This window comes from Belliella filtrata, from assembly GCF_022549775.1.
Classification (GTDB): domain Bacteria; phylum Bacteroidota; class Bacteroidia; order Cytophagales; family Cyclobacteriaceae; genus Belliella; species Belliella filtrata.
In genome coordinates this window covers 1-22,788 of sequence record NZ_JAKZGP010000001.1, presented here as the reverse complement: position 1 = coordinate 22,788, position 22,788 = coordinate 1, and the positions used below count along the sequence as shown (strand labels likewise).

Genomic DNA, 22,788 nt, shown 5'->3' with positions numbered 1-22,788 from the left:
AAATTTGAAAACTATGGAAACTCATGAATATCCCAAAGAGGACATTACCATATTATGGAAGCCCAAGCTATGTACTCATGCTGGTGTATGTGTGAAAACTTTGTCGAAAGTCTACAATCCTAAAGCTCGGCCATGGATACAGACTGACAATGCCTCCAAGGATGAACTTATCGATCAGGTTTCAAAATGTCCTTCAGGCGCCTTGAGCATCAAAAAAGACGAAGCATAATGAAAGCCTAGGTAAATACTAAAGTGCCCTATTCAGAATACAAATTAAACCTGGTAATATTTAGCTTTTAAAGTTTTAAATTGAAAATCATTTCATAAAAGACCTATGATCTCATATACCAAACAAGGAAAAGGGAAACCTGTCATCTTTCTTCACGGCTTTTGTGAAGCAAAGGAAATGTGGAGTAGTTTTGCTAGTCAACTTTCAAACTTATACACAATCTATTGCCTTGATCTGCCTGGGTTTGGTAAAGATATATACCATGAGCCACTTCCTCGAAGCCTCGAAGAAGTGGCTGTTTTGCTTCAAGAATGGCTAGAATCCATGGAAATAAATCAACCTGTTTTGATAGGACATTCATTGGGAGGGTATGTTGGATTAGCCATGGTGGAGCTGATGGGTAATGAAATAGCTGGCTTAGGGTTGTTTCATTCGACTTCTTTTGCCGATGATGAAGAAAAGCGTCATAGTAGAAACAAGACTATAGATTTCATCCATAAGCATGGCGTAGAAAAGTTTATTGAATCATTTGTACCTCCTCTATTCCCAGAGCCTAGTCGATCAAAACTAGAAAGGGAAATCGCAGAATTGATAGCTTATGGAAAGATGAATGATTCCAATACCGTGATCACCTATATAGAGACGATGAGAGATCGCAAAGGTAGGTTTGAAGTGTGGGGATCATTTGATAGACCAAAGCTCATAATTGCAGGTGTGCAAGATACAGCTGTAAAGATAGAGGCAAGTAAAGCTCATGAATCGAGTGCTTCACAATATCATGAGCTTGAAGGAGTAGGGCACATGGGTATGTATGAAGCTCCCACCCAAAGTCTTGCTATCGTGAAGCAATTTCTAAGTTCAATTTAAACTAAAACCAATTGGAAAATCTCAATATATGATTGAGGAATGTTCGAATGAATTCAGGAAGAGTTTTTATCAATAACAACTGACCAATAACAAAAATGTATTGTGTTTTTGGGGAGTTACACTAAACCAAAACCTAATCTTTGGTAACAGTTGCTTCTACTTTCATTTCTATAGGTGATAGAAAAACTACTTTTTGATTTCCAGAGATTTGGTAAGCACTGACTAGTCCTGTGTTGGCGTCTATTTGCATATCTCCTTTTGTTTTTGATTGGTAAAAAATATTATCATTTTCCATGACGAAGCTGATACTTCTAGGACGCTTATCGTCAAAGAACCTTACAGCCAAAGTTTTGACTTTATTCTTTTCTCCTTTTTTTAAAGTGTAGACAGTGCTATCCCCTTTAATCTCTTCGAGATAAGCAGTAGCTAATGCTGGACTATTGATATCTGCCTTTGAAAAAAAATCAAGCTCTCCAAGCCAATCGACATTTTGGGGAGTTAATTTCACATCTTCCTTTTTTTCATTCAGCTGGACAGACTTTGTCAGCCCATAATCTTGCAATAGGCTATCCTGAAGTAGTACAAAGGAGTCCAATTGAAAATAGGGGGGTACATATTCCCCCCTATTCACTTGCTCGTCTTCACATGCCATAAGCAAAAGCGCAAAGCAATATATAATCGTTCTTTTTATCATGATTTTAACAAAATATCCCCAGACATTTCGTTTGGTATATCTACTCCGATAAGTTTTAATATAGTAGGAGCAAGGTCACCCAGCTTCCCGTCATTTACCGCTAAGCTATCCTGATCATCTACCATGATACAAGGGACCAAATTGGTTGTGTGTGCAGTATTAGGTGAGCCGTCTTCATTGATCATCATGTCAGAATTACCATGATCAGCTATCACAATGGTAGTATATCCACTTTCCAATGCTTGACTGATTACGTCTTCTGCACATTTGTCGACAGCCTCACATGCTTTGACTGCAGCTTCAAATACCCCTGTATGCCCAACCATATCCGGGTTTGCAAAGTTCAAACAGATAAAGTCTACCTCTGCTTTCTTTAATTCTGGTTTGATCTTATTTGCGATTTCAAATGCACTCATTTCAGGCTTTAGATCATATGTTGCCACTTTAGGAGAAGGGCACAATATTCTACTTTCTCCTTCAAACTCTTTTTCTCTACCACCAGAAAAGAAAAATGTGACGTGCGGATATTTTTCAGTTTCTGCAATTCTGATTTGCTTCTTGCCAGCAGCAGATAGTACTTCGCCTAGTGTGTTTTGTAGGTTATCTTTCTCAAAAAGCACCTTTATATCTTTGAATGTTTCATCATAGTTGGTGAAGGTGATGTAATTCAACTTCAGCTTTTTCATTTTGTACTCCTCAAAATCCTTTTGAGTAAGAACTTGTGTGATTTCTCTACCTCTGTCCGTTCTGAAATTGAAACAGATCACCACGTCACCTGATTCAATCAACCCTACAGGATTCCCTTTTGAATCTGCTTTGATGATAGGTCTAATGAACTCATCTGTTACGCCATTGTCATATGATTTCTTGATGGATGCTAAGATGTCTTTAGATTTTTCACCCTCACCAAGTACCATCGCATCATATGCAAGCTTAACTCTCTCCCACCTGTTATCTCTGTCCATCGCGTAGTATCGCCCTACTACCGAGGCGATTTGTCCAGTTGAATGTGAAAGGTGATCTTCTATTTCATTAAGGTATTGTAAGCCACCTTTAGGATCTGTATCTCTTCCGTCTGTGAAAGCATGAATGAAAGCCTCTTCTAATCCATTTGCTTTGGCTGCATCGCATAGACCTTTGAGGTGATTGATATGAGCATGAACACCTCCGTCCGATACAAGACCTATAAAGTGGACTTTTTTGTTTTCAGCTTTTGCGTATTGAAAAGCTTCTTTTAGAATATCGTTGCTGCTTAGGTCGCCCTCTTCTACCGCTTTGTTGATCTTAACAAGGTCTTGATAAACAATTCGGCCAGCTCCGATATTCATATGTCCTACTTCCGAATTACCCATTTGACCTTCAGGTAAGCCTACAGCTAGTCCTGATGCTTCTAGTTTAGCATGAGGATATTTTTTGAAAAGCCCATCAATAAATGGTGTGTTTGCTTTCTCAATTGCAGAAACTTCTGGTCGGGTAGCAATGCCCCAACCATCCAAAATCATCAATAATACTTTCTTGTTCATAGCTCAAATATAGGTTTTTCTAATAGGATTGTCCGTATAAGTAATAAAAGTTCAAAAATGAAAATTCTTATCCATCAAGCCAAAACTCATGCAAATTTTATTTCTTGAAGTTTCAGGTGTACTACCATTTTATTTTAGTCTTTGTTATCCTTTTTGTTAAAAAATTGTTTTGCCATTTAAAAAAAAAATCATCCTTTCATCATTATTACAAGATTTGATTAACAGATTCTAAGAACTTATTCCCATCTACTGGTATTTTACACAATCGGCTTATGGATTGGCTTAAAATTTGTTTTTTTTGTTGACATGATTAAGTTAGTACCCATATTGTATTTGATTTTGCTTTCTTTTAGTACGATTACCGCTCCTTCAAGTAACGATCAGACTAATAATGCCATATTGACTACCTTCAAAAATGGCTCAAGCAGAGAGATCGCAAAATTCATGGAGCAAAGTGTAGAGTTAAACATCAACGGTAACCAAGGAGAGTTTTCAAAGAATCAAGCTGAATTGGTTTTAAGAGATTTTTTCAAGAAATATCCTCCAGAAGACTTTGAAATATTACATGAAAGTAATTCTGGAGAGCAAATTAAAAATTACATAGGAACTTATCAATCAATGGGAGAACCATACAGGATATTGATAAAAGGAAAGATTTTCCGAGATGAAATGAGAATATTCAATATCGAAATCATGAAATATTGATTTTTGGAAGGTGCTCGGACATTTTTTGTTAATTTTGGGCTGTGAAAAATCTGCCATATTTAACCGAGTCGGCTATTCGACAATTCATTGAAGCAGCACTGTTGGAAGATGTAGGTCCAGGAGATTACTCTTCCCTAGCCGCTGTTCCAGAGCAAAGTACTGGACAAGCAAAACTACTTATAAAAGAGAATGGTGTCATTGCTGGCTTGACATTAGCTGAAAAAATTTTTAAACATTACGACCCAACTTTAGAAGTTGAATTGCTTTTGGAAGATGGTGATAAAGTGAAAGCTGGTGATATTGGGTTAATAGTAAAAGGAAAATCAATTTCCATATTGACCACAGAGCGACTTGTGCTAAACTGCATGCAGCGAATGAGTGGTATTGCTACTAAAACATCAAAATTGCAACAATCCATAGCTCATACCAAAACAAGACTAATGGATACACGCAAAACAACACCGAATTTTCGAATGATGGAGAAATGGGCAGTGGTCATCGGTGGTGGTGTCAATCATCGATATGCGCTTTATGACATGATAATGCTGAAAGACAATCATGTGGATTTTGCAGGAGGATTAGAGCAGGCCATTCTTTCCACAAAAAAATATCTTAAAGACAATCAGCTAAACCTTAAAATAGAAGTAGAGACAAGGAACCTAGATGAAGTACAGGAAGTGTTGAGGATAGGTGGTATTGACTTTATCATGCTGGACAACATGGATTATGATACCATGAAAAAAGCTGTCAATATGGTCAATGGTAAGTATCTATTAGAAGCATCGGGGGGTATTACGGAAGAAACACTCTCTGAAGTTGCAGAATGTGGTGTTGATTTTATATCTGTAGGTGCACTTACCCATCAAATTAAAAGTTTAGACATTAGTCTTAAGGCATATTAAAAGAAAAGGGGCAAAACCATTGGTTAAGCCCCTTTTTTTGTATAAATATGGCTGAAATTAATCTTTTGTAGCGAAATCAGGATAGGCACGCATACTGTGCTCATTGATATCTAGCCCTTCCGTTTCTTCTTTTTCATCTACTCGGATACCAATAGTGCGCTTCATAGAGAAGAAAAGAACCCAGCTGGTAGCGAAGCAGAATGCACCTACTGCAGCTATTCCTATAAACTGTGACCATAGCTGACTCATGCTGGCTAGATCACCAAATATACCCACTGCCAAGGTTCCCCAAATACCACCTACTAAGTGGACTGAGATCGCACCAACAGGATCATCTACTTTTATCTTGTCAAAGAACACTACAGCAAATACAACCAAAGTGCCTCCAATGAAGCCGATAATGGCTGATTCACCTACACTCATCAAATCAGCACCAGCTGTGATACCGACTAGTCCAGCAAGGATACCGTTAAGAACCATGGTGATATCATAAGATTTGAATTTCAAATATGAGGCTAATAACGCTCCAAATGCACCTGATGCACCTGCAATGGCTGTAGTAACAAAAACCAATGAAACAGTACCTGGGTCAGCTGTCAACACAGATCCACCATTGAATCCAAACCAACCAAACCACAATAAGAACACTCCTATAGTCGCCATTGGAATATTGTGCCCAGGAATAGCGCTCATGCCTTTTTCCGTGTATTTTCCAATTCTTGGGCCTAAAAGGTAAGCACCAACCAAAGCTCCCCAACCACCTACTGAATGGACAATTGTAGAACCTGCAAAATCATAAAAAGGTGTAGCAAGTGTATCTAGGAATCCGCCTCCCCATTTCCACATACCCACTATTGGGTAAATGATACCTACATAAAGGATTGAAAAGAATATAAATGGCCCTAATTTGATTCTTTCAGCTACTGCACCTGATACAATGGTAGCAGCAGTCGCTGCAAACATGGCCTGAAAGATAAAATCTGTGAAAAATGTGTAGCCTTCATTATATGCAAATGTGTTTCCACCCTCTGGAAGTGATATTCCAATACCACCAAAGCCAAAGAAGCTTCCAATAAAGTCATCTCCAGGGTACATGAGATTGAAGCCTATAAAAGCATAGGTCAACAAACCAATAGCTGGAATGATGGTGTTCTTGAAGAGGATGTTTACGGTATTTTTGGCTCGTGTAAGCCCTGCCTCCAAACTTGCAAACCCTAAGTGCATGATGAACACCAGTATAGTGGCCACCATCATCCAGAGGTTGTTTATAGTAAATATTTCTTGATTCATAGGTTTGTAAAGATTTTATATTGATTGAATAGGTTCTTGATGGGGTGTTATAATGCTGAAGCACCTGTATCATTATTTCTGATTCTGTAAGCTTCTTGAATATCAGAAATGAAAATTTTTCCATCTCCGATTTCACCAGTCTTTCCCTCTTTGAGGATGCAATTCACTACTGCCTCTACCAAATCTTCTGTGGTGACTATTTCTATTTTGGTACGAGGAATATAAGAAGGCTCATAGGCAACTCCTCTGTATGTTTGAGGCTTGGCATGCTCTAGTCCCATACCTTTGACATCGTAGAAAGAAAGGAATTTGATTCCTAAACCTGCTACACATCTGTAGATGTCTTCAAATTTTGATGTTCTAATGATTGCTTCAATTTTTTTCATTTTAGACAAAGAATTAGTGGTTTTCTTGAATTTCAACATCAAATCTAAAATAAAATTTGATAAATAGATAATTGAAGGTAAAAAATAAACCTAAAATCAAAGAATTTGATATTATAAATCATTTTTAAGGTTAAAATATACCCTTTATTTTCCTTAAGTATATTGTAATATACATTTATAGGGTGTTTTTATAACATAGTTGTTTCTAGTTTGAGCCTTAAAGCAATGGATAATATGTATATATTTATTTAAATAGGTTTTGATGATAGAGTGAAAGGGTTAATTTTGAATGTGTGGAATCAAAACCGATATTATCAACAATGAATCAAAAACCAACGCTTTTGGTATTGGCTGCTGGAATGGGCAGTCGATACGGAGGAAATAAGCAAATCGATGGATTTGGCCCAAATGGAGAAACTATTTTAGAATATTCTATATATGATGCTATAAGAGCTGGATTTGGAAAGGTAGTTTTTATCGTTCGTGAGGAGATTTTGGAACTTGCCAAAGGGAAATTCTTGCCAAAAATCGAAGGAAAGATTGAAGCGGAATTTGTACTGCAGTCTATTACATCATTTGTTCCAGAAGAATATCAAAACCCAGATCGGGTGAAGCCCTACGGTACAGCACATGCAGTACTTTGTGCAAAGGATGTTGTCAAAGAACCTTTTGCTGTGATCAATGCGGATGATTTTTATGGCAAAGAAGCATTCGAGATATTGAGTAAGTTTCTCCAGGCTGGAGTCCAGCCAAACCTTCATGCTATGGTTGGTTATGCTATTCAGAATGTATTGTCTGAAAATGGTACAGTGAGTAGGGGAGTGTGTACTACAAATGCTTCAAACCAACTTATCGGTATGGTGGAAAGAACCTCGATAGCACGTGAATCCGGGAAAATTGTCGCCAGAGGAAACAATGAAGCTATTGAAATCGCAGAGAATACACCTGTTTCTATGAATTTTTGGGGTTTTCACCCAGCTATTTTCAAAGATATTGAATCTATGTGGCTTGAGTTTTTGCCAGAAAACAAGGAAAATATCAAATCTGAATTCTTTATCCCGTTAGTTGCAAATAATCTTATTGAGTCTGGAAAAGCTGCAGTAGAAATTTTGGAAGGCGGAAAAACTTGGTTTGGTGTTACCTACACAGAAGATAGGCCAGTAGTAATAGCATCTCTCAAATCACTACATGAATCAGGTGAATATCCAGGTTCACTTTGGGGCTGATTAGGGAAATCGCTATTGAAAATCTCTAAGCGAAGGAGTCCTTCGAGGGTTGATCTTTTTCTAAGACAATAGGTCTAATTTAGTTAGACGGCATTAATTCTAGCTCAAACCTTCAAAGGGTTTTTCCTTACGGCTTTTTCCCTGTGGGGCTGATGATAATTGTCGAAAATTTTTTTATTTCTTAAAAAAAAAGGACTCTTCGTGTATATTTGAAGAGTCCTTTTTTTTGCAGTCAATGAAAGTTCAATGCTGTCTATTTTAACTTTTTCAAGGGGAAGGTTACCATACAATTTATGAATTACAGCTAAGTTAAAAATGTTACAATTCAGCAAAATACCTTACCTCGAATTCGTTGAATGTAGTGTTAAAAAAGCCTATTTGCCGACCAACTCGAACAAGGCAGAAAGGGCTTCATCTCCAGGTCTTGGGGCATTTGGATTGACGAGCTTATTATCTTTTCCTATAATCAAGTACCTTGGGATGCCCCATACTTTGAAGTACTTCATTATTGACGCTTCAAAACCCTTTCCAGCGTATAAATGCTCCCCTCGCATAGGGTTTTTGTCAAGAAAATTCTTCCATGATTCCTCCTTCTCATCTATAGACACATACAGAAGTACGATGTCTGATTGATCTCTCAGTTGCATTTCGAAGTCTGGTGTTTTTGTTCTGAAAGTTTGGATACATGGTCCACACCAGCTTGCCCATAGGTCTAGGTAGATTATTTTGTCTTTATACTTTTCCAAAGTGACGGTTTCACCCTCTAGGTTCACAAAAGTGAAATTCTCCACCTCGGCTCCAGGCTTAAGCTTCTCCAAAGAAACTAGCAGCTCTTCCATAGATGGTGTAAAGTTGGATCCGTTATACTCTTTTTTGAATGTTGCAATAGCATTTTCACTTTGATCATAACTTTTGGCCAGCATAAGCATATCGTTGATGATACTTGAAGCTAAGATCAACTCCCTATCTGCCTCTCTATTGGCAGCTACATAGTTTGCAATTTCATCATTTGTCATTCCAAATGGAATCTTCATGGCAGAGTGGAGTGCCATCATGATTGATCTTGCTACGTCATCTGTAAGGTTGTTGATTTCTTTATTGAGACCTAAAGTTTGGAGGTAGTCATGTAGAAACTTTTGCTTTACACCTACTTCATATTCTTGTGCTCTGTCAAGGTAAAGTTCGGCCAACTGGACGAGCATGGTTTGTATAAAGGATTTAGCAGCGTCAACTTCATCATTCATTAAGTTGGACTTGTTCGACTGGTGATATTCCTCGAGTTCATTTTTGATCTCTTCGACAAAATCTATGTATGCCTTTGGCTCTGGTGTTTCCTCAACGTCGTATAGAAATTGGCTTACTTTATTATAGAGTTCATTTTGAACGAAGCGCTCTAAGCCCGACATGTAGGTGACAAAATCATCAGAATAGCTTTGTTGACCAACGCTCGGTGCGCACGTGATGAGAAATATGATAAACCCAAAAAGGATTTTAGAAAAACATTTTATTGACTTCATAGAATTAAGGAATTATCTTCATGATTTAAGATGTGAAATTAACGATTCATACGGAATATTGTTAATTTGATATTGCAATAAGAAAACGCTTAACCAACTTTAAGAATGAAAAGACTTATTTTCTTTAGTAACACGATTTTAAAAGACCTGGCGCTATTGATACTCAGAGCTGGGGCTGGATTGATGATGGCTACCCATGGATGGGCCAAGCTATCTAATTTTTCTAGCAATCTCCAAAACTTTGCAGACCCTATAGGCCTCGGTCCAGCAGTATCTCTGCAGTTGGTGATATTTGCGGAGTTTTTCTGTGCACTATTTTTGGCTATTGGATTCTTGACAAGGGTGTCATTAGTTCCTTTGATCATCGCAATGCTAGTGGCTGCATTTGTAGCACATGCTGGAGATCCATTTGGTGACAAGGAATTGTCATTGATGTATCTGACGGTGTTTGTCAGTTTGTTTCTTTTAGGTCCTGGCGGATATTCACTAGATGCTCAGATTAGGAGGAAAAGTCGCTATTGATCAGCAAATTCTTCTACTATGCCCTGATTTACTCGGAAGAATTTGATCTCAGAGTCCAAGCCTTTGAGAATCTGAATAGATCGCTCAGGTCTTGCATCTGTGATAAACAACTGCCCGAAGCGATGATCTCCCACGAGTAGCATGAGCTTTTCGATTCTATGGTCATCAAGCTTATCAAAGATGTCGTCAAGTAGCAAGATAGGCTTGGTTCCTTTCTTGGTATGAAAGATTTCGAATTGTGCTAGCTTGAGGGCAATTAAAAAGGACTTTTGCTGACCTTGTGAACCAAACTTCTTGATAGGGTATTGGTCGATTTCAAATACGAAATCATCTTTGTGAATGCCTGCCGATGTCCGACGTAGCAAGATATCTCTACTTTGATTTTGAACAAATTGTTGTTCAAATGAATCTTCCATACACGTGGTCGTGTATTGTATATCCACATGCTCACGTGATTCAGAAATCTCTGCATAATGATTCAAAAGCATTGGCTTGTAAGCTTCGATGAAATTCTGTCTAGCTATGGAGATTTGTTTTGCCAGTCGAATCAATTCTACATCATAGGGCTCTAAGTGCGATTTATTGATTCGACCACTTTCGGCGAATTGCTTAAGTAGTGCATTTCTTTGTTTTAGAAAATGCTGATACCTTACCAATGCAATCATATAGCTTTTGTCTAGCTGGCACAGCATGTTGTCAAAAAATCGTCTTCTTTCTTCACTACCTTCTTTGATCAGCGATGTATCATCTGGGGCGATCATTACTACAGGTAATGTACCTACATGATCGCTCATTTTTTCTATAATTTTCCCATTTTGCAAGAGTTGTTTTTTCTTTCCAGACTCCACAATACACCTTACATCCAAAGTGTTGTTTTCCGATTCAAATGATCCGAATAAGGAGAAATAAGCTTCATTATGGAGGATATTCTGATTGTCCTGAGTATTCAATGCACTTTTGGTTAAGCATAGGTAGTGAATCGCATCTAGCAGGTTTGTCTTGCCAGATCCATTGATCCCTACCATGCAATTGATCTCCTCTGAAAACTCAAGCTTAGCAGAATGATAATTTTTAAACTGATTTAAGTGGAGATTTTTTAAGTGCATATTTAGAAACTTAGGGTTTTTGGAGTATTTTCGCATTCAGCCTTAAAATTCAGCCCTTTTGATTATATTTGAGGCCTAAATTTAGCATATTTTATAACAAACGATATGGCAAAGAAGAGTTCGACTGCAAAGTCAAAAGCGAAATATTCCAAAGAAACATATGCTTACTGGTATGAAAGCATGTTGTTGATGAGAAGATTTGAAGAAAAAGCGGGTCAACTATATGGTCAGCAAAAAATCAGAGGATTTTGTCATTTGTACATTGGTCAGGAGGCTTGTGCTTCTGGAGCGATTACGGCATTGGAAAAAGACGACAAATGGATCACAGCGTACAGAGATCATGCTCATCCACTAGGTCTCGGAACTGATCCGGGAGCTGTGATGGCCGAGCTTTATGGAAAAGCCACTGGTACTACCAAAGGTAAAGGAGGCTCCATGCACATCTTTGACAAAGAAAGAAATTTCATGGGTGGTCATGGTATCGTAGGTGCTCAAGTACCAATGGGATTAGGTATTGGATTTGCTGAAAAATATCAAGGAACAAAGAACCTATGTATCTGTCACATGGGTGATGGTGCTGTAAGGCAAGGTGCCGTCCATGAAGCACTCAATCTTGCAATGCTATATAAAACACCCGTGATCTTTGTTATAGAAAACAACGGCTATGCAATGGGTACTTCAGTTGCTAGGACTTCTAATGTTACCGAACTATATAAAATTGGTGAAGCTTACGACATGCCTTCATTCCCTGTAGATGGGATGAATGTAGAGGCAATCCATGAAGCAGTAGTAGAGGCAGCTGAAAGAGCGAGAAAAGGTGATGGTCCTACATTACTTGAATTCAGGACATATAGATATAAAGGACACTCTATGTCAGATCCTCAGAAGTATAGAACCCGTGAAGAAGTAGAGGAATACAAAAAGAGGGATCCAATCGAGCAAGTAAAAGCTACAATCCTTGATAACAACATTCTCACTGAAGAAGAAATCAAGGAAATCGATAAAAAGGTGAAAAAGCAGGTGGATGATGCTGTGAAGTTTGCTGAGGAGTCACCATGGCCTGATGGAAAAGATGCATTCAAAGATGTTTATATTCAGGAAGATTATCCATTCGTCATGGAGTAAGTCTTGAAATTTAATATATATTAAAAAACCTCTGCATTTGCAGAGGTTTTTTGCTTTTCTAGGGCTAGATCAGCTTATTTATATTAAATACTTCCAGAAGTTTTTATGTATTCTAATTATAACTTTGCATTTGTTTTAAAGAAATATATCTTTGCGCCAATAATTTTCATAGAATGGCTAAGAAAGAGACAAAAAATAGCGAAGTAGAATACGAACTTTTGGAAAACCCAGAAGTGATTGCAAGCAGATTAGAGAGAGGAGAGAATTTTGTGAAGCAGAACTCAAAGATCTTTGGCGGGATATTAATCGTCCTTGTGCTTGTCATAGCAGGAGTATTGTTCATACAGATCAACAAGCAGAATCAAAGTAAAAAAGCACAAGCAGAAATGTTCCAAGCTGTCTATTACTTTGAGCAAGATCAGACAGATTTAGCCTTGAATGGAGATGGTAGCAATGCTGGTTTGATCAAAATTGCAGATCAGTATTCAGGTACTGATGCTGCAAAACTAGCTAGCTTCTACATTGGGTCAATTTATCTTTCTGAGGGTAAGTTTGACGATGCTATCAATTATTTAAAGAAATTCTCATCTGATGATTACTTTGTTCAGGCCAAAGCATATGCTTTGATCGGCGATGCATACTTAGAGTTAAATAATACAAAAGAAGCGATCGCATATTATAAGAGAGCTGCAAGTGAAAATGAAAACAAATATTTTACGCCTAGATATTTGAATAAGTTAGCTGTCGCTTATGAGGAAGCTGGAGATAATGAGAACGCGATCAAAACTTATGAAACTATTGAAGAGAAATACTTCGAATCATACGAATTTACAAATGCACGAAAGCACAAAGCGCGCTTAGAAGGTCTTGCTTCTAGGTAATGCTTGTGTACATGAAGCATTAGAGAAGAGTAAGGCCTCACAGGTCTTACTCTTTTTTTATATACATATCTTATATCAGAAATAAAAAAAAATCAGCATATGGCAACTTCTCTCAAAAGTCTCAGTGAATATTCTGAGAATAATATTGTAGACATGTCAAACAAAAAGTTTGGTATTGTAGTATCAGAATGGAATGATGAAATCACTTCAGCTCTCTTTGGTGGCGCATTGGAAACCTTACTCAAATATGGTGTGAAAAAGGAGAATATCTTTAAAAAGGAGGTGCCTGGCTCATTTGAGTTGACGCTTGGTGCGCAATGGCTAGCTGAATTAGAAGAGATAGATGCAGTGATATGCCTAGGTTGTGTTATTCAAGGAGAGACAAGGCACTTTGATTTCATATGTGATGCAGTCGCTCATGGAATTACCAATGTGGGATTGAAATATAACAAACCAGTCATTTTTGGAGTCTTGACTCCAGATACAATGCAACAAGCATTAGATAGAGCAGGTGGTAAACATGGCAATAAAGGCGATGAAGCAGCCATAACAGCTGTCAAAATGCTTGGATTTTAAGGATTAAAACAAATCAAACCTAGTATAAACCATGAAAATCATGAAATTCGGTGGTACCTCTGTAGGTAGACCCGAAAGAATGCATCAAGTCAAAGATTTGATCACAAGAGATAACAAGAAGAAGATTGTTGTTCTCTCGGCATTGTCCGGAACGACTAACGCGCTAGTTGGTATTGGGGAAGCACTTGCAGATGCTAATAAGGATTTAGCAAAAGAGAGAATAGACACTTTGCATAGGCATTATTTGGCCTTCTATAAGGAGTTGCTAAAGACAAGCCCTGCACAGAAAAAAGCTGAAAAGATCATTGCAGAACATTTTGAGTTTTTGAATATTATCCTCAAGATTTCTTTCAATGAAGCTATCAACAGGGATATTCTTGCGCAAGGGGAACTCTTGTCCACCAAGCTGTTTTACACTTTACTTCAAGAACTTGATGTTCCAGCGGTTTTTTTACCTGCATTAGACTTTATGAGCATTGATGAAAACAATGAGCCAGAACTCAAAAAGATTTCAGACAAGGTTAAAAGCATTCTGGTTAATTACCCGGAAGAAAGCATTTTTGTCACTCAAGGATACATTTGTAAAAATCACAGAAATGAAGTGGATAACCTCAAGAGAGGAGGTTCTGATTACTCTGCCTCTCTCATGGGTGCAGCGATCAATGCAGAGGTTGTAGAAATATGGACGGACATCGATGGGATGCATAACAATGATCCTCGAATCGTAGACAAGACTCGTCCTATCGCGCAACTTTCATTTGATGAAGCGGCTGAGTTGGCTTATTTTGGTGCCAAAATTCTACACCCAGCGTCCATTTGGCCTGCCCAGCAATATAATATACCAGTCAAACTTCTCAATACCATGGAGCCAGACGCAGCCGGTACAACGATTACTGCCAAAGAGCAAGGTACAGGAGTAAAAGCTTTGGCAGCTAAAGATGGAATTACTGCTATCAAGATCAAGTCAAGCAGAATGCTTTTGGCGTATGGCTTTTTGAGAAAAGTATTTGAAGTATTTGAAAAGTATAAGACTTCAATCGATATGATCACAACTTCGGAAGTAGCGGTGTCTGTCACCATAGATGATACGACTCATTTAAAGGAGATCATAAAAGAATTAGAAACTTATGGTTCTGTGGAAGTAGACAGTGATCAAGCAATCATTTCTATAGTAGGTAACCTTATAGCTGAGTCCAAAGGTAGTGTTGCTCAAATCATGAATTGCCTTACTGAGTATCCAGTTCGTATGGTTTCATATGGTGGTAGTAGGCACAATGTATCTCTCTTGGTAGATACACAATACAAAAAGCAAGCTTTACAAAGCCTCAATGATGGCTTGTTTACTTGGTAAAACCTAGTCAATAAAATCCGCAGACCATTCGGGTTTTTATTTACTACTAATCAGTTATTAGATAATCGAGTGAAAACTGGAAGGTCTATTGTCAATGTAAATCAATCGATTACAACATTCCCTTGCGGATTTTAGCTAGTCAATAAATGAAAGAAGCCCTCTTTGGAAATTTTTCCAAGAGGGCTTTTTATATCCTCGACATCCACCTGGCTAGTAATACTTCACGAACCAGGTAAATGTTATCGGCTACAACGACAAGTTCTTGTTTTTGAAGAGACTTGATCGCTGTATTCACCGAGCTTGTCGCCCAAGTCTGTATTTATTGATGAAATCCTTTGAAAGTGGATTTTGTAGGGGTTCCTCTTTAGCAATGGCTTGAAAGGCTTTCCATTGGGTTTTGTTGAACATTTTTGGAAAGTTAACAAAAATTGCCTGTTGTTGTCCCAAGATATCTGCCTTTACCCTTTCTACGTCAGTCATTTTTACGTCTTGACATTGGGAGTAGAGGAAGTTACAAATCAATTGCATGGTATATGTCTGCCCTCTAGCCCAATGAATGATAGATTGGATAATTTCTTTACAGATTGATTTTCTCTTAGCTTGCAAGTGTCCTTGGATCAAAGGAATGTATTTTTCAACAGGGATAGGAGTCAATGAAAGAAGCTGTGCGCTGAGATAGAAGGGCCTGTTTTATTCTAAAAACATCTCCGTCATCACCCCTCTGTGACTGCCTGAGAATATGAATCCGATACTTGGGAATTTCTGTGTCCAGGCTCGGAATATGGCTTCAGCATTGGCTTTGTTGTACGTGGATACTTGTTGAAACTCATCTATTGCGATTACAATTTTTTTCTTTCTTTCATTGAGAAATTCCCCTAGTGCATGTAGAGATTGCTCTTCTTTTTGGGGACTGTTGACTCCAATATTCAGTGTAGGTGTTCCTGATATGGGTTCAAACCCTACAGTGGCTCCGATGGGTGAGATCATTTTTTGAATGGTTGTATGAAGACCAGTTTTTGTTTTTCCAAATTTTTCAAAAATGGCTTTGGCCAATTCATTGACAGCATTACCCATGGAGATAGCACCAAGAAAGTCTACATATACTGTTTCATGGTCACCTGAACTTTCTAGCTCCTCGAAGAACCTATGCACCAGTGCTGATTTCCCCAGTCTTCTCCAAGCATATAGTTCGATATTTCGTCCGTTTCTAATATGTCACACTAGTCTGATGAGGTCTTCCTCTCTGTCTCAGAAGTATGCTTTCCGTGATAGGTGTTGAGTACAAATAGGTTGTCTGGCTTTTTCATACTTTATTGGCGTTATGAATACGCTTCCGTGAACATGTAGTTTTTTTTTGTGTTACTTACTTTGCGTTAAGCACTTTACGCAATGAATCTTGCGTTTTCAAAACCGATTATAAAATCTTTTTAGCGTTTTAGGTACTTTTTTATCAAATTCGGACATGAAGAAATTATTATTGATAGCTGTTGCGTGTCTTTTTGGATCTGAGATCATTGCGCAAGAATCTTACGAGACTTTATTTGAAAAATCTCAAGGGCTAAAAACACCAAGCTATGAAGAGGTTATAGAATATTTTGCGCTATTGGCAAAGGATTTTGAACATGTCAAGATGGTGGAAATGGGAGTCACTGATGCAGGGCTACCACTTCATGTCGTGATCTATGATACCAAGGGTGAATTTGATCCAGGTATTTGGCATGATCACGATAGGCTAGTAGTATATATCAATAATGCCATACATCCTGGCGAACCAGATGGAATAGATGCATCGATGATGTTGCTTAGAGACATCCTGTTAGGAAAGAAGTCTTTTCCTGACAATGTTGTACTAGCGATCACTCCTGTATACAATATCGGAGGTCACCTCAACAGGGGCTCTCATAGTCGTGTCAACCAAAATGGTCCAGAGGAATTTGGATTTAGGGGTAATGCTAGAAATTATGATCTCAATAGAGACTTCATCAAAGCAGACACCAAAAACGCACGTTCATTTCATCAAATCTTCAATTGGATGAAGCCGCATGTATTCATAGATACACATGTGAGTAATGGAGCAGACTATCAGCATGTGATGACCTTGATCTCTACACAGCATGATAGATTGGGAGGGCAATTGGGAGCATATTTGGAGAAATCATTGAATCCTGAGCTATACTCCAGAATGAAAGATCGTGGTTTTCCAATGATCCCATATGTCAATGCTTATGGCAGCAAGCCAGAAGATGGGTGGCCGCAGTTCAAAGATATAGGTCGGTACAGTAGTGGGTATGCGGCTTTGTTTAAGACTTTGAGCTTCATGCCTGAGACGCACATGCTGAAGTCTTATGATCAAAGGGTTGCTTCTACATATGCACTCTTTGAGGTTTTTGTCGACATGTTTGAGCGAGATGGGGAGAAAATCGTCTCCATGTCGAAGGCAGACAGGGAAGCAGTCAAGCAACAGAGCGTATTTGAACTTAATCACAAGTCTGACAGGAGTAAGTTCAAGCTGATGGAGTTTCATGGTTATGAATCAGGTCAAAAGCCCTCTGAAATCTCTGGACACCCTAGGTTATTTTATGATAGACAAAAACCATTCAGTACCGAAATCAAGTATTATGATGCTTACGAGTCAGGCTTGACGATAGAAAAGCCCAAAGCTTATATCATTCCACAGGGATGGCATACCGTGATAGATAATCTTCGTAGGAATGGTGTTCAGGTGAAGGCTTTACAGCAAGATTCGAGTATGGTAGTGACTGTATATCAGATCAAAGATTTTCAAACAAGTCAGAGACCATATGAGGGACATTTTATGCACAGTAATGTAACAGTAGAGAAATCTTCAGAGTCAATTACTTTTCGCAAAGGAGATGTAGTGGTAATGATGGACCAAGAAGCTAATAATTTCATAATCGAAGTATTAGAACCAGAGGGTGAGGATAGTTTTTTTGCTTGGAACTATTTTGACATGATTCTTCAGTCCAAGGAAGGATATTCGGCTTATGTTTTTGAAGATTTGGCAGCAGCATTTTTGAAAGAAAACCCTAGCTTGCGCCAGGAGCTGGAGCGTGCCAAAAAAGAAGATGAGAAGTTGGCAAGCAACGGATCAGCTCAGTTGAGATGGGTATATGATCGCTCTCCATGGAAAGAAAAAGAGCACAATAGATATCCAGTCTACAGACTCGAATATAATGGTAATAGATAATTTAATGTTGATTAGTTAAGTTGGGAAGACCTGCCAAGTGGGGTGTAAACTATGACAAAAAGTGAATTCATTGCTTGTACTGGAACATTTGAAAATTGGATCAAATACGCTGTTTTCCCATGTTTTGATTAACACCATATTATAAATGGGCTGAAGAAATTTTGAAATTTCTGTCAAATTTAACACGCCACCTGGCAGGTCTAAACTAATCGACATAGATTGATGATTTCATTTTAATACCACATAATTTACCAAACTATAAACCAATTTCTCAAAGTGCATGTTGAAAAGAATCAAATGAAAAAAAACAGGTATGTCTGAATCAAAAAACGAATCACCCACATTTTTGCAAAAACTTCAAGCAAAATGGAAATTGAAGAGTCTTAAGCAAGTACTCTTGGTTTTGTTGGTTTTCGCTTTGACAGGATTTACAATTTTGTTTATCAAAAAGCCAATTTTTGATTTGCTTGGTGTGAGTATGGACCGTGGTGGTTTTTGGAAAACTGTTCTCTATTTACTTCTCGTACTTCCTTTATATCAGTTGGTGTTATTGTTTTGGGGTTTTGTTTTAGGCCAATTTGATTTTTTTTGGGAGAAAGAGAAGCAATTCTTTAGAAGAATCTTTGGGAGAAAGAAAAAAGAGTGATGTCAACTCCAGACAATTTCATTTGGCCATAAAACCTTTCGAGGTTTAGCAAAGCCTCAAGGTTTTCTCGTTTAGAAATTGTAAAAAGCTATTTCTCAGTGAAATTTACTCAAATCAATCTTTTCAAAAAAATCATATCTCAGGTAGTCTTAGCAGCAATCATTGTGTAAATTTGCGGACTATTTTAATTTTGAAAAAAAATAATAATGGCTAAGAAGAAAGGTAATGCCCTAGAAGAACACGAAAAGCGTAAGCTTAACAAAGAGAGTCTAGGGAAGTTAGGGGGTATCTTCAGGTTTATCTTGCCTTATAAATGGACATTTGCTTTAGGTCTGTTTTTTTTGTTGCTATCTAGTCTTACACTATTGACATTTCCATTTGTAGCAGGTAAGCTAATTGATACAGCATCTGGCAAAACATGGCTGATCAATGGGATCAACAGCATTGCGATGCTTTTGCTAGGGATTTTATTGATTCAGAGTATTTTCTCATTCTTTAGGGTGTGGTTGTTTGCAAAGGTCTCGGAGCGTAGCATGCGAGATGTGAGGACATCCCTTTATAGACAGCTGGTACAATTACCGATGACTTTTTTTGACAAAAGAAGGACAGGTGAGCTGATTTCAAGAATTACTGCCGATGTGAGCATGCTACAAGATACATTTTCGACGACCTTGGCAGAACTATTTAGACAGCTGATTACCCTTGTGGCTGGCGTAATTTTTCTGATGCTGACTACTCCAAAACTAACTTTATTTATGTTGGCCACATTTCCTATCCTGGTGATTATAGCCATCGTTTTCGGGAAGTTTATTCGTACACTTTCCAAGCAAGCACAAGATGAGCTAGCTGCGGCCAATGTTATTGTGGAGGAAACTTTGCAGTCTATCATGACGGTCAAGTCCTTTGCTGGTGAAGAGTATGAGTCAGCTAGATACCGAACAGGGCTTGACAGGGTAGTTAAGGTTGCTTTGAAAGCTGCAGGTTATAGGGGAGCATTTATATCCTTTATCATCTTCGCATTGTTTGGTGGCATAGTAGCTGTAATGTGGTATGGTGCTAGTCTGGTGGCTTCTGGAGCGATGAGTATAGGTGATTTGGTTTCTTTTGTGTTATATACCACATTTATTGGTGGATCCATAGCTGGTCTGGGTGATATCTATGGACAGATTCAGAAGGCAATTGGTTCTTCAGAACGTGTGTTGGAGATTTTGGAAGAGACGCCAGAGCTTGCTACGGCGGACTTTCAACAGGTGCCTATGAGAGGTGAAGTTTCTTTTTCTTCTATCAGATTTCATTACCCAACAAGACCAGAGATTGAAGTTCTCAAAAACATTAATTTGAATATAGCTGCTGGAGAAAAAGTGGCACTGGCGGGGCACAGTGGAGCTGGAAAATCTACGATCATTCAGTTGTTGTTGAATTTCTATCCAGTAAGTAGTGGTGAACTGACTGTCGATGGAAAGTCTGTCAATGCATGGAACCTTCGACAATTGAGGTCAAATATTGGTATTGTCCCACAGGAGGTGCTGTTGTTTGGTGGAAGTATCAGGGAAAACATAGCCTATGCAAAACCCGATGCCACAGAAGCTGAAATCATTGCGGCAGCCAAAAAAGCCAATGCCTGGCAGTTTATCCAGCAATTTCCAGAGGGGCTTGAGACCAAAGTAGGTGAGCGTGGGATCAAGTTATCTGGTGGTCAGAGACAACGTGTTGCCATAGCAAGAGCAATATTGAAAAATCCTGCAATTTTAATTTTGGATGAAGCGACATCTTCTTTGGATGCAGAATCTGAAGCGTTGGTACAGGAAGCGTTGGACGAGTTGATGAAAAATAGGACAACCATCATCATAGCCCACAGACTATCTACTATCCGAAAGGTAGATAAGATTTACGTACTCAAAGAAGGCGAAATTGTAGAAGAAGGCACTCATGATGTCCTAGCCAACCAAGATCAGGGGTTTTATGCTAATCTGGTAAGGTTGCAGTTTGCAGAATAGAAAAATGAAATGAGAATATCTATACTAGTATTCTTTTGTTGTTTGATGGCATTTAGTAATTTAGCTTTATGCCAAGCAAGATACGCTTTAGGTGTAGAGACTGGTTACCTTATATTTCAAAATACGCTGCTAGATGTTGATCCGGGGCCTAATTGGCAAGGACATCACTTGGAAAATAGAGATGGATTTGAATTTTCCTTGATCAATGGATTAGTATGGAAGGAGTTCTTCTATGCGGGATTAGGTTTAGGGTATCAAAATTTTTTCGATAGTGCTTCAAGATCATATCATGGGTTGTCAGGTTTTTTTAGCTTCGAATTTGCAAATTACAAGAGCAAGATTTCCCCAGTATTCAATTTGAAATTGGGAACTGCTAGACTATGGAATCAATATGAAAGTGGAACACAAAATTTTTATGGAGAAATATTGGTAGGCCCGATGATTCGTTTGACAGGCAGTACTCGTATTTCTCTCAAATCTGGTATGATGATACAACAAAATGCAAGCTTAATCCCTATCAAGGTTGGTCTAATGTTCTGATCATAAACATATCGTTTTGCAGAAGGTTAACACTTAGAATTAAAACACCCTAAAATACAATGAATCAAAGAATAGATAAACTTCTTGCGGAAGTAGCTCCTTATAGAAATGCATTATTAAATCACCCGATTTATAATGACCTGAAAAGTTTGGAAGACTTTAGGATTTTTATGGAGCAGCATGTGTATGCAGTTTGGGACTTTATGACCTTATTGAAGGCTTTGCAACTGAAACTAACTGGTGTCAGTATACCATGGGTTCCGTCTGACGAGCCGATGGTCACCAGGTTGATCAATGATATCGTGCTCGCAGAAGAAAGTGACGAAGATGGTCAAGGGGGGTATTGTAGTCACTTTGAGCTATACCTAAGAGCTATGAAAGAAGCTGGTGCTGACACATCCAAAATCAGCGATTTAATTGAAAGCATAAAAAGTGGAAGTACTTTCGAAGAAATTTTGAAAAATGCCGATCTGTCTAGTGAAGTCAAACATTTTTTACAAGTCAATTATGAAGTAGTTCAATTAGGAAAGCCTCATCAAATTGCAGCTTCCTTTACTTTGGGAAGAGAAGAATTGATCCCAGACTTGTTTCGCCAACTTGTCAATGACTTGATCCAAAGTAAGCCAGGTGAGTTGAAGACATTAGAGTACTATTTTGAAAGACATATTCATCTTGATGAAGATCATCACGGACCTTTAGCCATGAAAATGCTTGCACATCTTTGTGGAGATAATGAGCTAAAGTGGGATCAAACGAAGCAAGCAGCCATTGAAGCTTTGGAGGCTAGAAAAGTCCTTTGGGATGGTATACATGCAGCAGTAAGAAATAGAATAGCTGCTGAAAATCCCATTCATTAATATCAGGTAGATTTCCCGAATGGAGGCTTTGCTAGTTTCAATTCACCAAAAATCAGGTTTTTTGGTGAATTGATTCTCTGAATTACAGCAATTCCGAGCATAAATTTTCAAGTTGATTGTTAGGTTGTTACAACTATGCTTAAGAATTAATCTTCGGGCTATTCAAAAGGAACGTAAAAAATCCTATATAACTGAACCTGAGTCACATGCATAGAATTTCCACTTTCCAGTGGAAATACCTATCTTTGGTCTCATATTTTATTATATGTTTTAAAAGGGGCTGGTCTTGCAAGACTTATTCAGCCCCTTTTTCTTCTTCTAAAATAGCGATTTCTGGCTGAATAACCCACTTTTTGGCCGTTTTATGTCGATTTTTTTCGTGTTTTCATTCTTTTTAATTAGAGGAAGCAATCAAAAATCTCGTGCAGACAAAAACTGGGAAAATTCCAGGGAAAACAACTGGTCATCTTTGTTCTTATAGTGTTAAAAAGGCATTACCCCGACTTTACAACGTTGTTGGATTCCATTCCCGACCACAGGAAACGCTGTACCTACTCCGTTGCCGAAATCATCATGGCAGGCCTTTGCCTGTCATTGTTCAAGATGGGATCCAGAAACAATGCCGACAACCTTATTAACA

23 protein-coding genes are annotated in these 22,788 nt (G+C 38.3%); 15 read left to right on the top strand and 8 right to left on the bottom strand.

All coding sequences use genetic code 11. From position 1 onward, the window contains the following. Nucleotides 1-13 precede the first annotated feature (13 nt). Nucleotides 14-229, top strand: a complete 216-nt coding sequence (locus MM239_RS00115) for a (4Fe-4S)-binding protein (RefSeq protein WP_241345727.1) — start codon at nucleotides 14-16, stop codon at nucleotides 227-229. Nucleotides 230-334: 105 nt separating this feature from the next. Continuing rightward, on the top strand, nucleotides 335-1,096 hold the full coding sequence (locus tag MM239_RS00110; protein WP_241345726.1) for an alpha/beta fold hydrolase: 762 nt from the start codon (nucleotides 335-337) through the stop codon (nucleotides 1,094-1,096). Nucleotides 1,097-1,229: 133 nt separating this feature from the next. Here MM239_RS00110 and MM239_RS00105 read toward each other — a convergent pair whose 3' ends face one another. Further along, a complete protein-coding gene (locus tag MM239_RS00105) occupies nucleotides 1,230-1,790 on the bottom strand; it encodes a hypothetical protein (RefSeq protein ID WP_241345725.1) in 561 nt (186 codons plus the stop codon). Continuing rightward, entirely contained in the window at nucleotides 1,787-3,313 is a 1,527-nt protein-coding gene (gpmI, locus tag MM239_RS00100; RefSeq protein ID WP_241345724.1) for a 2,3-bisphosphoglycerate-independent phosphoglycerate mutase, read from the bottom strand. Before gpmI ends, MM239_RS00105 begins: the two co-directional genes overlap by 4 nt. A 306-nt stretch (nucleotides 3,314-3,619) precedes the next feature. On the opposite strand from gpmI, the gene MM239_RS00095 reads away from it, so the two are divergent. After that, a complete protein-coding gene (locus tag MM239_RS00095; protein WP_241345723.1) occupies nucleotides 3,620-4,018 on the top strand; it encodes a DUF4783 domain-containing protein in 399 nt (132 codons plus the stop codon). A gap of 41 nt (nucleotides 4,019-4,059) precedes the next feature. After that, entirely contained in the window at nucleotides 4,060-4,920 is an 861-nt protein-coding gene (gene nadC / locus MM239_RS00090) for a carboxylating nicotinate-nucleotide diphosphorylase (RefSeq protein ID WP_241345722.1), read from the top strand. Nucleotides 4,921-4,977: 57 nt separating this feature from the next. Here nadC and MM239_RS00085 read toward each other — a convergent pair whose 3' ends face one another. After that, nucleotides 4,978-6,210, bottom strand: a complete 1,233-nt coding sequence (locus MM239_RS00085) for an ammonium transporter (RefSeq protein ID WP_241345721.1) — start codon at nucleotides 6,208-6,210, stop codon at nucleotides 4,978-4,980. 47 nt (nucleotides 6,211-6,257) lie between these two features. Continuing rightward, entirely contained in the window at nucleotides 6,258-6,596 is a 339-nt protein-coding gene (locus MM239_RS00080) for a P-II family nitrogen regulator (protein ID WP_241345720.1), read from the bottom strand. 320 nt (nucleotides 6,597-6,916) lie between these two features. On the opposite strand from MM239_RS00080, the gene MM239_RS00075 reads away from it, so the two are divergent. Further along, entirely contained in the window at nucleotides 6,917-7,822 is a 906-nt protein-coding gene (locus MM239_RS00075) for a nucleotidyltransferase family protein (RefSeq protein ID WP_241345719.1), read from the top strand. A gap of 374 nt (nucleotides 7,823-8,196) precedes the next feature. Here the strand turns inward: MM239_RS00075 and MM239_RS00070 are convergent, their stop codons facing one another. Beyond that, on the bottom strand, nucleotides 8,197-9,339 hold the full coding sequence (locus tag MM239_RS00070; protein ID WP_241345718.1) for a TlpA family protein disulfide reductase: 1,143 nt from the start codon (nucleotides 9,337-9,339) through the stop codon (nucleotides 8,197-8,199). 105 nt (nucleotides 9,340-9,444) lie between these two features. On the opposite strand from MM239_RS00070, the gene MM239_RS00065 reads away from it, so the two are divergent. After that, on the top strand, nucleotides 9,445-9,861 hold the full coding sequence (locus MM239_RS00065) for a DoxX family protein (RefSeq protein WP_241345717.1): 417 nt from the start codon (nucleotides 9,445-9,447) through the stop codon (nucleotides 9,859-9,861). Here the strand turns inward: MM239_RS00065 and recF are convergent. Continuing rightward, complete coding sequence (gene recF, locus MM239_RS00060) at nucleotides 9,855-10,967, bottom strand: DNA replication/repair protein RecF (protein ID WP_241345716.1); 1,113 nt, start codon at nucleotides 10,965-10,967, stop codon at nucleotides 9,855-9,857. The genes MM239_RS00065 and recF overlap by 7 nt on opposite strands. A gap of 105 nt (nucleotides 10,968-11,072) precedes the next feature. Between recF and pdhA the strand changes: the two genes are divergently transcribed. The 4 genes from pdhA to MM239_RS00040 all read left to right on the top strand — a co-directional run bounded on the left by pdhA (nucleotide 11,073) and on the right by MM239_RS00040 (nucleotide 14,900). Beyond that, entirely contained in the window at nucleotides 11,073-12,092 is a 1,020-nt protein-coding gene (gene pdhA, locus MM239_RS00055; protein WP_241345715.1) for a pyruvate dehydrogenase (acetyl-transferring) E1 component subunit alpha, read from the top strand. A gap of 173 nt (nucleotides 12,093-12,265) precedes the next feature. Further along, complete coding sequence (locus MM239_RS00050) at nucleotides 12,266-12,973, top strand: tetratricopeptide repeat protein (protein WP_241345714.1); 708 nt, start codon at nucleotides 12,266-12,268, stop codon at nucleotides 12,971-12,973. Between the two features lie 99 nt (nucleotides 12,974-13,072). Continuing rightward, complete coding sequence (gene ribH / locus MM239_RS00045) at nucleotides 13,073-13,549, top strand: 6,7-dimethyl-8-ribityllumazine synthase (RefSeq protein ID WP_241345713.1); 477 nt, start codon at nucleotides 13,073-13,075, stop codon at nucleotides 13,547-13,549. A gap of 31 nt (nucleotides 13,550-13,580) precedes the next feature. After that, nucleotides 13,581-14,900: an aspartate kinase gene (locus MM239_RS00040; protein ID WP_241345712.1), complete on the top strand. Its 1,320-nt coding sequence runs from the start codon at nucleotides 13,581-13,583 to the stop codon at nucleotides 14,898-14,900. 291 nt (nucleotides 14,901-15,191) lie between these two features. Here the strand turns inward: MM239_RS00040 and MM239_RS00035 are convergent, their stop codons facing one another. Both MM239_RS00035 and MM239_RS00030 read right to left on the bottom strand, forming a co-directional pair. After that, on the bottom strand, nucleotides 15,192-15,521 hold the full coding sequence (locus MM239_RS00035) for a hypothetical protein (RefSeq protein ID WP_241345711.1): 330 nt from the start codon (nucleotides 15,519-15,521) through the stop codon (nucleotides 15,192-15,194). A 69-nt stretch (nucleotides 15,522-15,590) separates the two neighbouring features. Beyond that, a complete protein-coding gene (locus MM239_RS00030) occupies nucleotides 15,591-16,094 on the bottom strand; it encodes an ATP-binding protein (protein WP_317235591.1) in 504 nt (167 codons plus the stop codon). Nucleotides 16,095-16,362: 268 nt separating this feature from the next. Between MM239_RS00030 and MM239_RS00025 the strand changes: the two genes are divergently transcribed. The 5 genes from MM239_RS00025 (at nucleotide 16,363) to MM239_RS00005 (ending at nucleotide 22,148) form a co-directional block, all read left to right on the top strand. Beyond that, complete coding sequence (locus tag MM239_RS00025; protein WP_241345709.1) at nucleotides 16,363-18,108, top strand: M14 family metallopeptidase; 1,746 nt, start codon at nucleotides 16,363-16,365, stop codon at nucleotides 18,106-18,108. A gap of 313 nt (nucleotides 18,109-18,421) precedes the next feature. Beyond that, nucleotides 18,422-18,754 (top strand): DUF6787 family protein, encoded by a 333-nt coding sequence (locus MM239_RS00020; protein ID WP_241345708.1) that lies wholly within the window; start codon nucleotides 18,422-18,424, stop codon nucleotides 18,752-18,754. A 206-nt stretch (nucleotides 18,755-18,960) separates the two neighbouring features. Next, entirely contained in the window at nucleotides 18,961-20,751 is a 1,791-nt protein-coding gene (locus MM239_RS00015; RefSeq protein WP_241345707.1) for an ABC transporter ATP-binding protein, read from the top strand. Between the two features lie 9 nt (nucleotides 20,752-20,760). Next, a complete protein-coding gene (locus MM239_RS00010; RefSeq protein WP_241345706.1) occupies nucleotides 20,761-21,291 on the top strand; it encodes a hypothetical protein in 531 nt (176 codons plus the stop codon). 59 nt (nucleotides 21,292-21,350) lie between these two features. Next, nucleotides 21,351-22,148, top strand: coding sequence for a DUF3050 domain-containing protein (locus MM239_RS00005; RefSeq protein ID WP_241345705.1), 798 nt, complete (start codon nucleotides 21,351-21,353; stop codon nucleotides 22,146-22,148). Nucleotides 22,149-22,788 lie beyond the last annotated feature (640 nt).